Here is a 15,764-nt window from a genome sequence, read left to right as displayed (position 1 = left end):
TGTCATGAGCACCGTCGTAGCCACCGATGCACCGCCGCTGCGGTACCCGAAGTTCGCCCAGCCGTGGATCGCGCTGTTCCTCGCGATCCTGGCCGAGCTGGGGATCGCCCTGTTCGTGCTCAGCGTGGTGTCCGTGCCGCTGATCGCGGTCTGGGTGGGCATCCCGCTACTGCTCGTGGTCGTACCGACCGCGCGCTGGTTCGCGAACTGTCACCGGACGATGCTGGCCGGCTTCCTCGGCGAGCGGATCCCACGGCCGTACAAGCAGCCGCCGATTCCCGGCATGCTGATGCGGTTGCGGACCATCCTCACCGACCCGCAGACCTGGCGGGACATCGCCTGGCTGCTGGTGAACGCGGTCTTCGGCTTCACGCTCTGCCTGCTCAGCGCCGTACTGTTCCTGGCCGGGCTGTTCTATCTCGTCTACCCGCTGCTCGTCGGTGTCACGCCGGAGGGCGTCTTCACCGAGCCGTTCGGCGGGCTGTTCCACGTCAACTTCTGGTCCAGCTTCCTGATGATGCCGGTCGCGCTGGTCGCGTTCCTGATCTGGCAGGCGGCCGGCGAGCGGCTGCTGAAGGCGAACGCGTTCATGGCCCGCTCGCTGCTCGGCCCGACCGAGAGCGCCAAGCTGGCGATGCGGGTCCGCGAGCTGTCCGAGTCCCGCGCCGAGACCGTCGACACCCAGGCGGCCGAGCTGCGCCGGATCGAGCGCGACCTGCACGACGGCGCCCAGGCCCGGCTGGCCGCGCTCAGCATGAACCTCGGGATGGCGGAGGAGATGGTGGCCCGCGACCCGGCCCAGGCGGCCGCGCTGCTCACCGAGGCCCGGGAGTCCGCGAGTACGGCGCTGTCCGAGCTCCGCGACCTGGTCCGCGGCATCCACCCGCCGGTGCTCGCCGACCGCGGCCTCGAAGGTGCGGTGAAGGCGCTCGCCCTGACGTGCCCGTTCAAGGTCGACGTCACGTTCGACGTCCCCGGCCGCCCGGCCGCTCCGGTCGAGTCCGCGGCGTACTTCGCGGTCGCCGAATGCCTGGCGAACGCGGTCAAGTACTCGGCCGCCACCAACGCCTGGATCCAGATCACCCATGAGGACGAGAAGCTGCACATGATCGTCGGCGACGACGGCGTGGGAGGCGCTACCGTCAAGCCCGGCGGCGGTCTGTACGGTATCGAGCGGCGGCTGGCCGCCTTCGACGGTACGTTGACCGTGGTGAGCCCGAACGCCGGGCCGACCACCGTGATCATGGAGCTGCCTTGCGAGTCCTCATCGCTGAAGACCACGCCCTCCTCCGGGACGGCCTGATCCGCCTGCTGGAGGCGCACGACTTCGAGGTCGTGGAAGCGGTCGACAACGGACCCCGGCTGGTGCCCGCACTCGTGGAGCACCGGCCGGACGTCGCGGTGGTCGACGTACGGCTGCCGCCGACGTTCACCGACGAGGGCCTGAAGGCCGCGATCGACGCCCGTACCCAGGTTCCCGGCCTGCCGATCCTGGTGCTCTCGCAGTACGTCGAGCAGCTGTACGCCCGCGAGCTGCTCACCGGCGGCGGAGGCGGTGTCGGGTACCTGCTCAAGGACCGGGTGTCGAACGTCGCCGAGTTCCTGGACGCGGTCCGCCGGGTCGCGGGCGGCGGTACGGCGATGGACCCGGACGTGATCGGTCAGCTGCTGGCCCGCAGCACCAAGGACTCCCCGGTCAGCCGGCTCACGCCCCGCGAGTCCGAGGTCCTCGGCCTGATGGCCGAGGGCCGCTCGAACGCCGCCATCGCGAGCGCGCTGTTCGTCACCGAGAAGGCGGTCAGCAAGCACACCAACAACATCTTCGCCAAGCTCGACCTGCCGCCGTCCGAGGACGACAACCGCCGGGTGATGGCGGTCCTCACCTACCTGTCGTCGCGCTGATCCGGCCGAGGAACTCGCGGGTCCGGGTCTCCCGCGGGTCCTCCAGGACCTGGGCGGGCGGTCCGACCTCGAGCGGGCGGCCCTGGTGGAGGAAGCAGACCTGGTCGGCGACCTCGCGAGCGAAGGCCATCTCGTGGGTCGAGACGATCATCGTCATGCCGTCGGACTTGAGCTCGCGGAGCAGGTCGAGGACCTCCCCGACCAGCTCCGGGTCGAGCGCGGAGGTGACCTCGTCGAGCAGCATCAGCTGCGGGGAGTTCACCATCGCGCGGGCGATCGCGGCCCGTTGCTGCTGACCGCCGGACAGCTCGTCCGGTCTGGCCGCCGCCTTGTCCGCCAGGCCGACCCGGTCCAGCATCTGCACTGCCCGGGCGCGGGCCGTGTCGCGCGGCACCCGGTGCACGCGGATCGGGGCCAAGGTGATGTTGTCCAGCACGCTCAGGTGTGGGAACAGGTTGTACGACTGGAACACGATCCCGATCCCGGACCGCACCTTGTCCGCGTCCACCCGCGGATCCGTGATGTCCTCGCCGGCCAGCTCGATCACACCGTCGTCGACGGTCTCCAGCAGGTTCACACACCGCAGCAGCGTGGACTTCCCGGAGCCGGACGCCCCGATCAGTACGACGCATTCCCCCGCCGCGACGTCCAGGTCGAACCCGTCCAGCACGACGTTGTCGCCGTACGCCTTCCGTACCCCACGCATCGTCAGCAGGCTCATACCGGTCCTCCTCCCCCGCCGTACCAGCCCTGTCTGCGGGCGACGTAGTCGGTCAGCCGGGTCAGCGGGATCGTCAGCGCGACGAACAGCAGCCCGGCCACGACGTACGGCGTGAAGTTGAAGTCCTCGGCCGTCTCCAGCTGGGCGGCCCGGATCGCGTCGATCACTCCGAGGACGGCGATCAGCCCGGAGTCCTTCTGCAGGCTGACGAAGTCGTTCAGCAACGGCGGCAGCACCCGGCGTACCGCTTGCGGGAGTACGACGAACCGCAGCGTCTGGCGGTACGTCAGCCCGAGTGACCGCGCCGCCGCCCGCTGCGACGGATGCACCGACTCGATCCCGGCGCGGAACACCTCGGCGACGTACGACGAATAGGTCAGCACCAGCGCGGCGCCGCCCCAGATCACCGCCTGGTTGGGCAGCCCGCGCAACTGCAGCGCCGGTACGCCGAAGCCGAGCAGGAAGATCACCAGCAGCAGCGGCAGGCCGCGGAACACGTCCGTGTACGCCGCCGCGAACACGCGCAGCGGGAAGAAGATCGGGCCGCGCAACGTGCGCATGATCGCCAGCGTCATCCCGAGCACGACGATCAGGACCGCGCAGACGAGCATCACCCGGACGTTCAGCCAGAGGCCCTGGGCAACGATCGGCAACGCCTGCCAGCCGCGGTGGACGTCGAAGAACGTCGCCCGGACCCGCGGCCAGCCCGGCGTCGAACCAATGCCCACGACAACCAACGCGAGCAGGACCACCGAGCTGACCGCGGCGATCAGCGTCGACCGCCGCGCCCGCCTGCGCCGGTACGCGATCCTCTCCTGCTGGAGCTGGGACGGCTGCCAGGTAGTCACGAGAGCTCGGGCGCGCCCGACTCGGTGAGGTACTGCTTCTGCAGGTTGGCCAGCGTGCCGTCCGCCTTCAGCGCGTCGACCGCCTGGGTGACACAGCCGGTCAGCTTCGAGCCCTTCGCGAGCACGAACCCGAACTGCTCGGCCTTACCGCCCGCGGGCAGCTGGCCGACGATCTTGCCGTTGTCGAGCTGCGCCGACGTCATGTAGAACGCGGTCGGCAGGTCCACCACGATGCCGTCGATCTGCTTGTTCTTCAACGCCTGCACGGCCAGGTCGTTCGTGTCGAACACGGCCGGCGTCTGCTTCGGCTTCACGACGTCGCGCAGCTCGGTGTAACTCGTCGTACCGACCTGAGCACCGAGCTTCGCGTCGGCCAGCTCGGCCAGCGACTTCGCGTTCGCGATCTTGCTGCCCGCGGTCGTGATCACGGTCTGCCGGACGTCGTAGTACCCGGAGGAGAAGTCGACGGCCTTGCGGCGCTCCTCGGAGATCGACACCTGGTTGACGTCCAGGTCGAACGCCTTCGGGCCGGGCGCGAACGCGGTGTTGAACTGCACCGTCTGCCACTTCACCTCGGCCTGCTCGAAACCGAGCTTCTTCGCCACCGCGTAGGTGACCGCCGACTCGTACCCCTTGCCGTTGCCCGGGTCGTTGTCGCTGAACCACGGCTCGTACGCCGGCTTGTCGGTGCCGACCGTCAACGTGCCCGCGGTCTTCACCGCCAGCTTGTCCTTCGCGCACGCGTCCGCGCCCGCCGGCGTCGACGTACCGGACGCGCTGTTGTCCTCCGGCGCACACGCTGCAAGCCCCACGACAGCCAGCACGGCCAGCCCCACCACAATTCTCATGCGCAGAACTCTAAGACCTCTTCCGGTACGCCGTGGGACTCGATCCGGTGTGCAGACGGAAGCGGGTCGCGAAGTAGAGGGGGTCGGCGTACCCGACCTGGGCGGCGACCGAGGCGACCGGGCGGCTGGTGAGTTCGAGGAGGCGGGCGGCGGCGTCCAGGCGGCGGTGCTCGACGAACTGCTGCGGGGTGACGCCGAGCTGCGCGCGGAACAGATGCGCGAAGCGTGAGACGCTGAGGCTCACCGCTCTCGCCAGTCGCGGTACGTCGAGGTTCGCGGTCAGGTCCTGGTCGATCAGCTCGATCGCGCGGAGCAGGCGGTCGTCGATCTGGACGGCCTTCGGGTTCTGGGTGTCGCACCAGAGCAGGGCGGCCTCGAGCGAGTTCGCGCTGAGCTGCTCGGCCTGCGGCAGGACGCTGTGCTGATGCCGTACGGCGTCTCGCAGGTGGTCGGCGATCCGGTCGAAGGTCGGCTCCGCCGGGTGCAGCTGGACGATGCCGGGGGCAACTTCCGGCCAGTCGAGCAACGGCAACCAGTCGGGCTTCGGGTGCATGTGCGTGTACAGGAAGTGCCAGCGGTCGCCGACCGTCGCGTAGTCGTGTTCGGTGCCTGGTCTGACCAGTGTCACGCTGCCCGGGGCGGCCGCGACCTGACCGAATCGTCCCTGTCCGTCGAGGGTCTGCACCAGCAGCCAGTCGGTCGTCCCGCGGCGGCGGTAGGTCGCGTACTCAGGCCCTTCGTCGAACTCACCAACCACCAGCCGGCGCACCGTCGGATGCGGCGCCTCAGCAGGATATCGAAGGTTCACAGCTCGATAGACTATCGCTGGATCCTGGTCGTCCGCCGGATCCTTGGTGGTATGACAGTGCTCATGCCACGCCTCCGGCGCGGCGGGTCATCGGGCTTCGACTCCCGGTCTTCCCTCGTCGCTCCGGTCGCTACGCTCCCTCCGCTCCTCAGTCCAGACCGGGAGGCCCGATGACCATCGCCGACGTTTACCAGCGGGACGGCATCGTCCAGGTTCCGCAGTTGCTCGAACCCGCCGAGGTCGAGCGGATCAGGAAGGTCTACATGGAGCAGGTCGAGGCCGACCTCTCCCTCGCCCACGACGACGGGGTCCCCGACGACGACCCGCTGAAGAAGTACCCGCGGTTCGTGCACCCGCACCGGCGGACCGACACCGAGGCCGGCGCGATCGCGCTCGAGCTGATGCTCGACAGCCGGATCCTCGATGTCGTCCAGGCTCTGATCGGCCCGCCGCTGGGCGCCCAGTCGATGTTCTACTTCAAGCCGCCGGGGGCCCGCGGCCAGGCGCTGCACCAGGACAATACGTTCCTCCGCGCCGACCCCGAGACCTGCCTCGCGGCGTGGATCGCGATCGACGACGTCGACTCCGCGAACGGCGGGCTCCAGGTCGTCCCCGGCTCGCACCGGACCGACCTCCTCTGCCCCGAACCGGCCGACCTCTCCGAGTCCTTCAGCAACGCCCAGGTCGCCGTACCCGAAGGAATGTCAAAGGTCCAGACCAAGATGACCGCCGGCGACGTGCTGTTCTTCCACGGCAGCGTCGTCCACGGCTCCCGCCCGAACACCACCGCGGACCGCTTCCGCCGCGCCCTGATCTTCCACTACGTCCCCGAGGACAGCGTGGAGATCGCCTCCTTCTACAACCCGCTCATCCGCCCCGACCACCGCGAAACTGTCCTCCCCGAAGCCCTCGGCGGCGGCCCCTGCGGCGACTACGCCGAGATGGAGCCGTAACGGTGCAGTAGGCCCAGATAGGCGGCCGACTTGTACTCGGCCGCACACCGCGACAGTTGTACGTCGAGCCCGCCGACGCCGGCCTGCACTGCAGCAACAACCGCGGGATCAAACACCGGGCGACGAGCTCCTGATCAGGCCCGGCCAGCGGATCCGGCAACGCGTGCCCACCGATCTGCGCATCCAGGCAGCCCCGGCGGCCACATCCGCCGCAGGTCTTGTCCCCGAACGACGTCAGGTGCCCGAACTCGATCGGCACCACCTCACCGTCACGCACCCCGACGGCGCCGACGCCGGTACCGATGCCGACGTACAAAGTCGTACCCGAGAGCTTTCCGCGTCGTTCATCGAGAGGACGGGCGGCGACGCCATCCCGAGCTCCTGGCTGATGCGTACATCCGCCCAGCCGAGGTGATGAGCGCCGCGAACGCGGTCGCCCTCCACCAACCCCGGTGCCGCGACCAGCCACGGCAGGTGAGTGTGGTTCTGCAGGCTTACCTCGTGGTTGTTCAGGAGGGCCTGGGTCGAGGATCCGCCGACCTCGACGGTGAGTAAGGCCGCCTCGTGCATGGAGGCAGGGTAGCCGGGTCAGCGGTCGAGGGTTTGGTTCGGGCCGGAGCGGGGTGGGCCTGCGCGGCGGGAGCTGTCGTCGCGGGACGGTGCGGCGCTGCCCTGTGCAGGTGCGACGCCGCTGGAGGCGACGCGGTGGGTGTTGGCGAGGCGGGCGTCGATGCGGTTCTCCGGAACCACCGGGCGGCCGTGGTCCGCCGGAGCGGCACGTGCCACCTGGCGTTGCATCGCCTCGCTGACCACGTCGCGGACCGGTTCGGCCAGCTCGGGGTCGTGCCGGAGCAGGCCGACCGCGGTACGCCGGAAGTGGTCGATCTCGGCCGGGGTCGGCGGGCGCTCTCGCTCGTCGAGGATCGCCTGCCGGGCGCCGGGTTCGCGCTCCATCGTGCCGTCCGGCAGCCGATGGTTCTCGAACAACACGTTGCCGTCGCGGTCGACCACGTAGATGTCGTCGACGTACGCCTGCGACTCCAGTGCATGCGCCGCATCCGGCGCACCCCGATACGCCTGATCGTGCAACCGCGGATCGACCCACCGCCCGATGCCGTTGTCGTCGACGGCTTGCTGGTACCGGTCCGCCACGCTGAGCAGGCTGTTCGCGTCGTTCGTCGCAACGTAGACCACGGCGACCCGGTAGCGCTCGTTCGCGAAGCCGTCGACCCACTGCTTCGCGCCCTGCTCCCACGACATCGGCGCACTCGCCACCACGTCGTACTGCGACTCGCCCCGAGTCAGGTGGTCCATGCACCGCTTGTGCAGGTCCGGCGGCAGGCTCTCGTGCACGTCCCGATGCGCGTCGAGCTTGCCCTTGCTCAGGATCGCGCGGTACCGCGGATGCGCTTTGGCGTTGTCGTCGAAGTCGTACGTCGCCGTGGTCTCGGCGCCGAGAGCGCGCTGGACGAGTTCCTGGGTGGTCGACTTGCCGGCGCCGGGCTGGCCGGCGACCAGGACGGCCAGCGCGCGGATCCCGGGCAGCCGCAACGGCCGCGACGGCGGTGTGATCTGCTCGATCCGCCGGGCGGTGACGGCGTCGCCCTCGGCCGGGGTCAGCGCGAGATCGTTCATTCGCCGAGTTCGGTGCGCAATTGCGAGAGGAGGGCCGGATAGGTGCGCAGTACTTCCTGCCGCTCCTCAGGCGTCATCGAACCCCGGCGCCGGAACTCCTCGTCGTAGTGCGCGCGCTTCGCGAGCAGCTCATCGCGGCGGGCGTCGTCGGTCTCCAGATGGACCAACGAGTTGTAACAGGTCGCTACACCCTCGATCAGGTTGCGGACACGTTCGCGTTCCTTGCGTTCCTCGTGGGTCATCGGAGGGATGTACTGACCGCCGAGTGCCTCGGTGATGTGTTTGTTGTGCTCATCGGGCATGTACGCAGCGTAGCGCTGCGGTTGGATCAGTTGGAGTAGTCGCGGAAGCCGCGGCCGGTTTTGCGGCCCAGGTAGCCGGCGGTGACGAGGTGTTCGAGGAGGGGGGCAGGGGCGAAGCCGGGTTCGCGGAATTCGAGGTAGAGGGTGCGCTGGATGGCGAGGGAGACGTCCAGGCCGACCACGTCGAGGAGGGCGAACGGGCCCATCGGGAGGCGGCAGCCGAGCTTCATCGCGGCGTCGATGTCGTCGACGCCGGCGTAGTGCGCCTCGAGCATCCGGACGGCGTCGTTCAGGTACGGGAACAGCAGCGCGTTCACGATGAAGCCGGCCCGGTCACCGCAGCGGACCGGATGCTTGCCGGCGGCAACGGCTACCGCCGCGACCGTGTCGGCGACGTCCTGGGCGGTGCTGACCGTGCTGACCACCTCGACCAGCTGCATCACCGGCGCGGGGTTGAAGAAGTGCAGGCCGACGACGTCGGACGGGCGCTTGGTCGCCATCGCCAGGTCGATGACCGGCAGCGACGAGGTCGTGGTGGCCAGGATCGCGCCCGGCTTGCAGATCTCGTCGAACGACTCGAACAGCGCCTGCTTGACGCTCAGCTCCTCCACCACGGCCTCGATCACGAGATCCACGGACGCGAGGTCGTCGAGCTTCGCCGTACCGGTCACCCGGCGCAGCGCCGCGTCCCGCTCCTCCGAGGAGAGCTTGCCGCGCTGGACGCCCTTCTCCAGCGAGCGTTCCAGCACGCCGCGGACCCGGTCCACCTTCTCGGTGCCGCGGGCGACGTACAGCACGTCGTACCCGGCTTTCGCGAGCACCTCGACGATGCCGACCGCCATCGTCCCGGAGCCGACCACGCCGACCCGCCGCACCGGCCGTACGGCGATGTCGTCCCCGGCCGGCGACGGCGTGTTCTCGTCGTCGACCACGACCGGCGAATCGGCCGCCTCGTAGGTGTAGAACCCGCGCCCGGTCTTCCGGCCGAGCAGCCCGGCGGTGACCATCTGCTTGAGGATCGGAGCCGGCGCGTGCAGCCGGTTCCGGCCCTGCTTGTACATGGTGTCGAGGATCTCGTACGCCGTGTCCAGCCCGATCAGGTCGAGCAGGGCCAGCGGACCCATCGGGTACCCGCAGCCGAGCCGCATCGCCGCGTCCACGTCCTCGCGGGTCGCGTACCGGGACTCCACCATCGACACCGCGTGGTTCAGGTAGCCGAACAGCAGCGCGTTCGCGATGAACCCGGCCCGGTCCGCGGCCACCACCGGGACCTTGTCGAGCCGCCGGGCCAGCGCCAGTACGTCGTCCACCACGTCCGGCTCGGTGACGACGGTCTTGATCACCTCGACGAACTCCTGCACCGGCGCCGGGTTGAAGAAGTGCATGCCGACCACGCGCCGCGGCCGCTGGGTGGCGACCGAGATCTCGGTGACCGACAACGACGACGTGTTGGTGGCGAGGATCGCGTCCTCGCGGACGATCTTGTCCAGCGCGGCGAAGATCTCGCGCTTCAGCTCGAGCCGCTCGACGACCGCCTCGATCACCAGGTCGCAGTCCGCCAGCGCCTCCATCGTGGTCGCGAACGTGACCCGGTCGAACAGCGCCTGCTGGTCCTCGACCGACAGCTTGCCGCGCTTCACGGCCCGGTCGGTCGAGTGCTGGATGTGCCCGCGGCCGCGGTCGGCCGCCTCCTCGTCCCGCTCGACGCCGACCACGGTCAGCCCGTGGCGCGCGAACACCTCGGCGATCCCGGCGCCCATCGTGCCGAGACCCACCACACCCACTGTCGTCAATTCCCGAGCCATGCTGTGCACTATGCCAGTCCCGGTACTGGTCCGCCCATGAGTTGCGTCACCGGGGAGGTCAACCTCACACGGGCTCGTCGATCACCACCGGGGTCACGGACCAGCCGTCGAGCAGCCACCACGGGTCCGGCGCGCCCTGGAGCGCCGCGGCGATCGGGCGGGGTCTCAGATCCTGCTGAGTGAGCCCGGACAACGGCAGCCAGACGGGGCGGTAGGTCCCACGGTCCGTCGTACCGGAAGAGAACTCCGGCCCGTCGCCGGTCCCGAACTCGCCGCCGATCACGTCCGCCGTGAAGTAGTGCTGCGTGCTGTCCCCGAAGTGCACGACGGCGACCGCGTCGCGGATCTTCACCAGCAGCCCGAGCTCCTCGTACGTCTCCCGCCGCGCCGCCTCCGCCGGGCTCTCGCCGTCCTCCACCTGACCGCCCGGCAGCACGTGGTACGTCCGCCCGTCCCGGACCCGTTCGATCGCCGCGAGCCCGTCGGCGGTCAGCAGTACGACGCCCGCCCGCATCACCCGCGCCTCGCCAGGACCTGGAACCAGGTGCCGATCTTGGACTCCGTCCGTTCGAGCTGCTCGACCGTCCACCCGGTCGCGGTCAGCAGGTCGCGCAGCGGGCCTTCCGGCCAGAGCACGAAGTGTCGCGGGAGGTCGAGGTGGCGGCTCGACCACTCCTCCCCCTTGCCCTCACGGGTCGCGAAGGCCAGGACGGGCGCGCAGCGGGCCGCCTTCCGCAGTACGGCGGTCAGCTCGGGTCTGGTGAAGTGCAGGAACACCGCGCTCGCGTAGACCGCGTCGTACGGGCCGCCGTACTCGTCGGTGAGCGCATTCAGGTCGTCGGCGGCGTACCCGTCGGCCCGCATCATCTCGACGAACGCCCGGGTCGCGTCGGTACGGCGTACCGCGAAGCCGCGACGCTCGAGCTCGATCGCGTCCCGGCCGGTGCCGCTGCCGAGTTCGAGCACCCTGCCGCCCGCGGGGATGCCGGCGGCGAGCAGGTCGATCAGCGCATGGTTGGGGTCCTTCGGGATCGTGTCGCGGAACTTGTCCGGTGCCTGTTCGTAGGCGGCCAGCGTGAGCTCGTTGTCGGAGGCGATCCGGGTCCAGCCGTCGCCGGTGTGCTCGACGACGGCGGGAAGCTTCAGGCCGAGGTCCAGCCCGAGGACGACGACGGCCTCGCCGCGGTGCAGGTCGGCGATCGCCTGCAGTTCGGCGTCCGGGTGCTGGGTCAGCTCGGGTACGACGGTCAGCCGGACGCCGAGGTGCTCCGCCAGCCGGGAGCCGGCCGACGCCTCGAACGGGCCGGCGTACACCTGGACGACCCGCTCACCGACCTCCGGGTCCTGGCCGTCGGCGGGCAGCAGCAGGATCCGCGCGGGACACATGAGATTCATCGGTTTCACCCAGACCCGGATCGGACGTTCGTGCTCACCACCTTCCCACTTCGGAGTGTCTGTGCACTACGGTGCTTTGTCGTGCGCTTGGTGATTGCTACGTGTTCTGTGGACTATTCGGGGCGGCTGACGGCTCATCTGCCGATGGCGCCGCGGTTGCTGATGGTGAAGGCGGACGGATCGGTGCTGATCCACGCCGACGGCGGGTCGTACAAACCGCTGAACTGGATGTCCCCGCCGTGCAAGCTGGTCGAGGGGGACAACGTCTGGAGCGTCACCAACAAGGCCGGTGAAGAGCTCCGGATCACGCTCGAGGAGGTGCACAGCGACACCGCGTACGAGCTCGGGCAGGACCCGGGGCTGATCAAGGACGGTGTCGAGGCGCACCTGCAGGAGCTGCTCGCCGAGCACGTCCACACGTTCGGCGACGGTTGGACGCTGGTACGGCGGGAGTACCCGACCGCGATCGGCCCGGTCGACCTGCTGCTGCGCGACGCCGACGGCAAGCACGTCGCGGTCGAGATCAAGCGCCGCGGCGAGATCGACGGCGTCGAGCAGCTCACCCGGTACGTCGAGCTGCTGAACCGGGACCCGCTCCTCGCCCCGGTGCGCGGCATCTTCGCGGCCCAGCTGATCAAGCCGCAGGCGCAGTTCCTGGCCACGGACCGCGGCCTCGAGTGCCTGACCGTCGACTACGACGCCCTCCGCGGCATGGAGTCCGACGTACTCCGATTGTTCTAGATCCTCCTGACAAAGCAGGAAATTTGCCCGATTTCGGGCAGAGTCTTTGCCATGGCCCCGAAAACACTGCATGGTTGACGAGTGATCAGTGAGGCGGCTGTGGAGCCGGTGGACGAGTTGGCCGATCAGGTCAGCCGGACGACCGGGCTGCCGGCGGAGGTCGCGCGACGCGTGGTCGCCGACGTGCTGGCCTATTTCACCGAGACGACCGAGGAGTACGTCCGGCGCCGGCACCGTGAGCTGCAGACCTACGGTGCCCGCAACGACGAGATCTTCGCCCGGCTCGGCACCGAGCTCCGGCACTGGCCGGTCCGCTCGCCCGATCTCTCCGCCCGCCAGCTGCGACGGATCGTCTACGGCTGACGGGCGCGCTCAACCGAACCTACGAAGGGGCACCACTACATGTGCGGAATCGTCGGGTACGTCGGCACCAAGCCGGCCGCGCCCATCCTGGTGGACGGCCTGGCCAGGCTCGAGTACCGGGGGTACGACTCGGCCGGCATCGCCGTCGTCGGGTCCAGCGAGCTCAAGGTGCACAAGGACGCCGGCCGGGTCCGTGAGCTGGAGGCCTCGCTGCCGAAGCGGTTCGGCGGCAAGCTCGGCATCGGCCACACCCGGTGGGCGACGCACGGCGGCCCGAGCAAGGACAACGCACACCCGCACGCCAGCGGCAACGAGCGGATCGCGGTCGTGCACAACGGCATCTTCGACAACGCCGCCGCGATCCGCGCCCAGCTGGAGGACGCGGGCGTCAAGCTCCGCTCGGAGACCGACACCGAGGTGCTCGCGCACCTGATCGAGCAGTCCGACGGCGCCACCCTCGAGGAGAAGGTGCTGGCGGCGCTGCACCGGATCGAGGGCACGTACGGCATCGCGGTCGTCGACCTCGACTTCCCGGACCGGATCGTGGTCGCCCGCAACGGCAGCCCGCTGATCCTCGGCATCGGCGACGGTGAGATGCACATCGCCTCGGACGCGGCCGCGCTGATCCGCTACACCCGCCAGGTCGTCTACCTGGACGACGGCGAGCTGGCCACCGTGCGCGCCGACGGGTACCGGACCTTCACCCAGGACGCGTCGCCGACCACGAAGACCGCGAAGACCGTGGAGTGGGAGGCCGAGGAGTTCGAGCGCGGCCTGCACGAGCACTTCATGATGAAGGAGATCCACGAGCAGCCGGACGCGGTCGGCCGGGTCACCCGGGGCCGGCTGGACGAGCGCTTCCACACCGTGCACCTCGGCGGCCTGAACATGGACGCCCGCGAGGCGCGGGAGATCAAGCGGGTCAAGATCCTCGGCTGCGGGTCGGCGTACTACGCGGGCCAGATGGGCGCGCAGTTCATCGAGGAGGTCGCGCGGATCCCCGCCGACGCGGAGCCGGCCTCGGAGTTCCGGTACCGGAACCCGGTGGTCGAGCGGGACACGCTGTACGTCGCGGTGTCGCAGTCGGGCGAGACCCTGGACACGCTGGTCGCCGTCCAGGAGCTGAAGCGCAAGGGCGGCCGGGTGATCGGCCTGGTGAACGCGGTCGGGTCGAGCATCGCGCGCGAGGTCGACGGCGGTGTGTACCTGCACGCCGGGCCCGAGGTGTCGGTGGCGTCGACGAAGGCGCTGACCAACATGGCGGTCGGGTTCGCGATGCTCGGCATCCACCTCGGCCGGATCCGGGACGTCTCCCCCGCCGACGGCCGGCGGCTGATCGAGGGCCTGAAGAAGCTGCCCGAGGACATCGCCGCGATCGTCGCGCAGGAGGAGGAGCTGGCCAAGATCGCCGGCCGGCTCGCGCAGCACGAGTCGCTGTTCTTCGTCGGCCGGACCCGCGGGTACCCGGTGGCGCGGGAGGGTGCGCAGAAGCTCAAGGAGATCTCGTACCGGCACGCTGAGGCGTATCAGACGTCGGAGCTGAAGCACGGTCCGCTGGCGCTGATCTCGCCGGACGTGCCGAGCGTCGCGATCGTCCCCGACGACGAGCTGGTCGACCGCAACATCGGCGCGTTGCACGAGATCGGCGCCCGGTCCGGCCCGCTGTACGTCGTCACGCACCCCGGCGTCGACATCCCGGACGGCGTCGCGGCGAAGATCGTGGTCCCGAAGAACGAGCCCGAGCTGGACCCGATCCTGCTGACCATCCCGCTGCAGATCATCGCGTACTACGCGGCCGTCGCCCTCGGCCACGACGTCGACAAGCCCCGCAATCTGGCAAAGTCGGTCACCGTCGAGTAGTCCCGGATCGCCAGGCCATCACAATCGCAACACCACGGCCCTCGCCACGCTCAGCGCGGCGAGGGCCGTTGGATTGTGATGGCCTGGGTATCCGCCCTTACAACTGTTGCCCCGGCGACGGCGTCCTCCGGCTGACTGCGGTGCGCTCGGTCGGGGTGCTGGGGGTGGTGGAGCCGGGGCGGGGGAGGCCGCTGAGGGCGTGGTCGGCGGCGCTGGCGGCTTCGGCTCGGCGGTCGGCCTGGTTGAGGGTGCGGGTGGGACCGAGGGCTTGGTAGGGGTGGAGGTTGAAGGCGGTCACCAGGCGTTTGCAGACCTCTACTCCCCGGACGGAGTTGCCGGCCGCGTCCAGCCGGGGTGAGAACGTGACCACGGCCAGGCGCTTCGACGGGACGACCAGCAGCACGTTCCCGGAGACGCCGCTCTTCGCGGGCAGGCCCACCTGGCCGGAGAACTTGCCGGAGTCGTTGTACATCCCGCTGTGCCCCATCACCGACAGCACCCGCCCGGCGGTCTCCTGGGAGAACACCCGCTCCCCCGAGTACGGCGCCACGCCGCCGTTCGCCAACGTCGCACCAGCAGCCGCGAGCCGCTGCGCGTCGACCTCCAGCGAGCACACCTGGAAGTAGAAGTCCGCCGTCAGCGCCGCGCCGTCCGCACCCGACGCCTTCAACATGTCCGCGGCCTTCATCAGGCTCGCCAGCCCGCGGTTCCCGTCCCCGGTCGCCTTCTCCGCCAGGTACGTCTCCTGGTCGAACCCCGGCGCCTCCCCCATCATCCGCGCCCACGTCCCGCGCACCGTCCGGAACCGGTCGCTCGTCTCCTTGCCGTGATCAACCAACGCCAACGTCGCCATCGCCCCCGCGTTGATCATCGGATTGTGTGGCCGCCGCCCGTCCCCCAGCGACAACCGGTAGTCGTTGAACGTCCCGCCGCTCTGCTCCTGACCGACCCACCGATGCACCTCGGCCGACCCGAGCTGCTCCAACGCCATCGCGTAACTGAACGGCTTGGACGTCGACTGCACACTGAAACCGACCGCCGCATCCCCGACCGAGTACGTCTGCCCGTCCGCACTGCAGATCGCAATCCCGAACCGCTCCGGATCCGCGTCCCGCAACGTCGGAATGTAGTCCGCGTTGGCCCCGTCCCGATTCGGCAGTACGTCGGCGTAGATCTCGTCCACGCCTCGCGCCAACTCCCGGAACTCCTGCACGGGCACCGCCAGCTCGTCGTTCAACGCCCGGTACACGAGCCCGTCCCCGTACTGCGCGATCGCGGCGAACTGCCGCAGATCCAGCTGCACCGGCTGAGTGTCCACCCCGATCGGCTCCGGTACGCCGGCCAGCGCCGCGCGCACCCGCTGATCACCGGGCTGGATCCCGGCGCGGCCGAGCGCGCTGAGCAGCTCCCACGCCCAGATCCGCCCGTCGTCGTCCTTGTCGATCGCCTCGAACGCGCTGAACAGCCGCGGCGGAGATACGTCCATGGCCGCAGCCTGTCGCCAGCGCATTTCCGGTTCGGTCACCTGACGTTACGGCTACGTCAAACGACATCTTGTTGGACAAGTGGGCAACTTGTACGAT

18 protein-coding genes and 1 pseudogene are annotated in these 15,764 nt (G+C 69.6%); 7 read left to right on the top strand and 12 right to left on the bottom strand.

Annotation, left to right across the window (positions count from 1 at the left end):
- The first annotated feature begins 4 nt into the window (after positions 1–4).
- Positions 5–1,303, top strand: a complete 1,299-nt coding sequence (locus AB0M51_RS08690; RefSeq protein ID WP_344188372.1) for a sensor histidine kinase — start codon at positions 5–7, stop codon at positions 1,301–1,303.
- Positions 1,255–1,902 carry a response regulator transcription factor gene (locus tag AB0M51_RS08685; RefSeq protein ID WP_344188373.1) on the top strand — a complete coding sequence of 216 codons (648 nt, stop codon included), beginning with the start codon at positions 1,255–1,257 and terminating at the stop codon, positions 1,900–1,902. Before AB0M51_RS08690 ends, AB0M51_RS08685 begins: the two co-directional genes overlap by 49 nt.
- Here AB0M51_RS08685 and AB0M51_RS08680 read toward each other — a convergent pair.
- Genes AB0M51_RS08680 through AB0M51_RS08665 form a run of 4 tightly spaced genes read right to left on the bottom strand, consistent with a single transcriptional unit; the run spans position 1,880 to position 5,127 of the window.
- Positions 1,880–2,623: an amino acid ABC transporter ATP-binding protein gene (locus AB0M51_RS08680; RefSeq protein WP_363748673.1), complete on the bottom strand. Its 744-nt coding sequence runs from the start codon at positions 2,621–2,623 to the stop codon at positions 1,880–1,882. The two genes, AB0M51_RS08685 and AB0M51_RS08680, sit on opposite strands and share 23 nt — an antisense overlap.
- Positions 2,620–3,471 (bottom strand): amino acid ABC transporter permease, encoded by an 852-nt coding sequence (locus AB0M51_RS08675; RefSeq protein ID WP_363748671.1) that lies wholly within the window; start codon positions 3,469–3,471, stop codon positions 2,620–2,622. The genes AB0M51_RS08680 and AB0M51_RS08675 overlap by 4 nt, the downstream gene beginning before the upstream one ends.
- Complete coding sequence (locus AB0M51_RS08670) at positions 3,468–4,319, bottom strand: ABC transporter substrate-binding protein (protein WP_363748669.1); 852 nt, start codon at positions 4,317–4,319, stop codon at positions 3,468–3,470. Before AB0M51_RS08670 ends, AB0M51_RS08675 begins: the two co-directional genes overlap by 4 nt.
- A gap of 10 nt (positions 4,320–4,329) precedes the next feature.
- On the bottom strand, positions 4,330–5,127 hold the full coding sequence (locus AB0M51_RS08665; protein WP_363748667.1) for a helix-turn-helix domain-containing protein: 798 nt from the start codon (positions 5,125–5,127) through the stop codon (positions 4,330–4,332).
- A 170-nt stretch (positions 5,128–5,297) separates the two neighbouring features.
- Here AB0M51_RS08665 and AB0M51_RS08660 point away from each other — a divergent pair, with 170 nt between their 5' ends.
- Positions 5,298–6,080, top strand: coding sequence for a phytanoyl-CoA dioxygenase family protein (locus AB0M51_RS08660; protein ID WP_344188379.1), 783 nt, complete (start codon positions 5,298–5,300; stop codon positions 6,078–6,080).
- Here the strand turns inward: AB0M51_RS08660 and AB0M51_RS08655 are convergent.
- Complete coding sequence (locus AB0M51_RS08655; protein WP_344188380.1) at positions 6,059–6,196, bottom strand: hypothetical protein; 138 nt, start codon at positions 6,194–6,196, stop codon at positions 6,059–6,061. The two genes, AB0M51_RS08660 and AB0M51_RS08655, sit on opposite strands and share 22 nt — an antisense overlap.
- A gap of 74 nt (positions 6,197–6,270) precedes the next feature.
- A pseudogene (locus AB0M51_RS08650) lies at positions 6,271–6,342 on the bottom strand (hypothetical protein); the annotation flags it as partial.
- Between AB0M51_RS08650 and AB0M51_RS08645 the strand changes: the two are divergent.
- A complete protein-coding gene (locus AB0M51_RS08645; protein WP_344188381.1) occupies positions 6,319–6,495 on the top strand; it encodes a hypothetical protein in 177 nt (58 codons plus the stop codon). The pseudogene AB0M51_RS08650 and the gene AB0M51_RS08645 overlap by 24 nt on opposite strands.
- 173 nt (positions 6,496–6,668) lie before the next feature.
- Here the strand turns inward: AB0M51_RS08645 and AB0M51_RS08640 are convergent, their stop codons facing one another.
- The 5 genes from AB0M51_RS08640 to AB0M51_RS08620 all read right to left on the bottom strand — a co-directional run bounded on the left by AB0M51_RS08640 (position 6,669) and on the right by AB0M51_RS08620 (position 11,217).
- A complete protein-coding gene (locus AB0M51_RS08640; RefSeq protein WP_344188382.1) occupies positions 6,669–7,715 on the bottom strand; it encodes a zeta toxin family protein in 1,047 nt (348 codons plus the stop codon).
- Positions 7,712–8,017, bottom strand: a complete 306-nt coding sequence (locus tag AB0M51_RS08635; RefSeq protein ID WP_344188383.1) for a hypothetical protein — start codon at positions 8,015–8,017, stop codon at positions 7,712–7,714. The genes AB0M51_RS08640 and AB0M51_RS08635 overlap by 4 nt, the downstream gene beginning before the upstream one ends.
- A 26-nt stretch (positions 8,018–8,043) precedes the next feature.
- Complete coding sequence (locus AB0M51_RS08630) at positions 8,044–9,822, bottom strand: 3-hydroxybutyryl-CoA dehydrogenase (protein WP_344188384.1); 1,779 nt, start codon at positions 9,820–9,822, stop codon at positions 8,044–8,046.
- 64 nt (positions 9,823–9,886) lie between these two features.
- Positions 9,887–10,336 (bottom strand): NUDIX domain-containing protein, encoded by a 450-nt coding sequence (locus AB0M51_RS08625; protein WP_344188480.1) that lies wholly within the window; start codon positions 10,334–10,336, stop codon positions 9,887–9,889.
- The gene (locus AB0M51_RS08620; RefSeq protein ID WP_344188385.1) at positions 10,336–11,217 is read right to left on the bottom strand and encodes a methyltransferase domain-containing protein; all 882 of its coding nucleotides are present in this window, start codon (positions 11,215–11,217) and stop codon (positions 10,336–10,338) included. Before AB0M51_RS08620 ends, AB0M51_RS08625 begins: the two co-directional genes overlap by 1 nt.
- A gap of 81 nt (positions 11,218–11,298) precedes the next feature.
- On the opposite strand from AB0M51_RS08620, the gene nucS reads away from it, so the two are divergent.
- The 3 genes from nucS to glmS all read left to right on the top strand — a co-directional run bounded on the left by nucS (position 11,299) and on the right by glmS (position 14,181).
- The gene (gene nucS / locus AB0M51_RS08615) at positions 11,299–11,958 is read left to right on the top strand and encodes an endonuclease NucS (RefSeq protein ID WP_344188386.1); all 660 of its coding nucleotides are present in this window, start codon (positions 11,299–11,301) and stop codon (positions 11,956–11,958) included.
- Positions 11,959–12,042: 84 nt separating this feature from the next.
- Positions 12,043–12,321: a hypothetical protein gene (locus AB0M51_RS08610; RefSeq protein WP_344188481.1), complete on the top strand. Its 279-nt coding sequence runs from the start codon at positions 12,043–12,045 to the stop codon at positions 12,319–12,321.
- A 39-nt stretch (positions 12,322–12,360) separates the two neighbouring features.
- Positions 12,361–14,181 (top strand): glutamine--fructose-6-phosphate transaminase (isomerizing), encoded by a 1,821-nt coding sequence (gene glmS, locus AB0M51_RS08605; protein WP_344188387.1) that lies wholly within the window; start codon positions 12,361–12,363, stop codon positions 14,179–14,181.
- Between the two features lie 97 nt (positions 14,182–14,278).
- Here the strand turns inward: glmS and glsA are convergent, their stop codons facing one another.
- Complete coding sequence (gene glsA / locus AB0M51_RS08600; RefSeq protein WP_344188388.1) at positions 14,279–15,667, bottom strand: glutaminase A; 1,389 nt, start codon at positions 15,665–15,667, stop codon at positions 14,279–14,281.
- Positions 15,668–15,764 lie beyond the last annotated feature (97 nt).

Origin of the sequence: Kribbella sp. NPDC051137 (genome assembly GCF_040682535.1) — a bacterium.
In the GTDB taxonomy this organism is placed as follows: domain Bacteria; phylum Actinomycetota; class Actinomycetes; order Propionibacteriales; family Kribbellaceae; genus Kribbella; species Kribbella karoonensis.
Note: the sequence above shows the minus strand (reverse complement) of the source record. Positions and strands in the feature narration are given on the sequence as shown.

Coding starts and splice junctions, on each gene's coding strand:
- AB0M51_RS08640 (WP_344188382.1), bottom strand. CDS start 7,715: ATGAACGATCTCGCGCTGACCCCGGCCGAGGGCGACGCCGTCACCGCC.
- AB0M51_RS08660 (WP_344188379.1), top strand. CDS start 5,298: ATGACCATCGCCGACGTTTACCAGCGGGACGGCATCGTCCAGGTTCCG.
- glmS (WP_344188387.1), top strand. CDS start 12,361: ATGTGCGGAATCGTCGGGTACGTCGGCACCAAGCCGGCCGCGCCCATC.
- AB0M51_RS08625 (WP_344188480.1), bottom strand. CDS start 10,336: ATGCGGGCGGGCGTCGTACTGCTGACCGCCGACGGGCTCGCGGCGATC.
- AB0M51_RS08620 (WP_344188385.1), bottom strand. CDS start 11,217: ATGAATCTCATGTGTCCCGCGCGGATCCTGCTGCTGCCCGCCGACGGC.
- AB0M51_RS08670 (WP_363748669.1), bottom strand. CDS start 4,319: ATGAGAATTGTGGTGGGGCTGGCCGTGCTGGCTGTCGTGGGGCTTGCA.
- AB0M51_RS08680 (WP_363748673.1), bottom strand. CDS start 2,623: ATGAGCCTGCTGACGATGCGTGGGGTACGGAAGGCGTACGGCGACAAC.
- AB0M51_RS08630 (WP_344188384.1), bottom strand. CDS start 9,822: ATGGCTCGGGAATTGACGACAGTGGGTGTGGTGGGTCTCGGCACGATG.
- AB0M51_RS08690 (WP_344188372.1), top strand. CDS start 5: ATGAGCACCGTCGTAGCCACCGATGCACCGCCGCTGCGGTACCCGAAG.
- glsA (WP_344188388.1), bottom strand. CDS start 15,667: ATGGACGTATCTCCGCCGCGGCTGTTCAGCGCGTTCGAGGCGATCGAC.
- AB0M51_RS08635 (WP_344188383.1), bottom strand. CDS start 8,017: ATGCCCGATGAGCACAACAAACACATCACCGAGGCACTCGGCGGTCAG.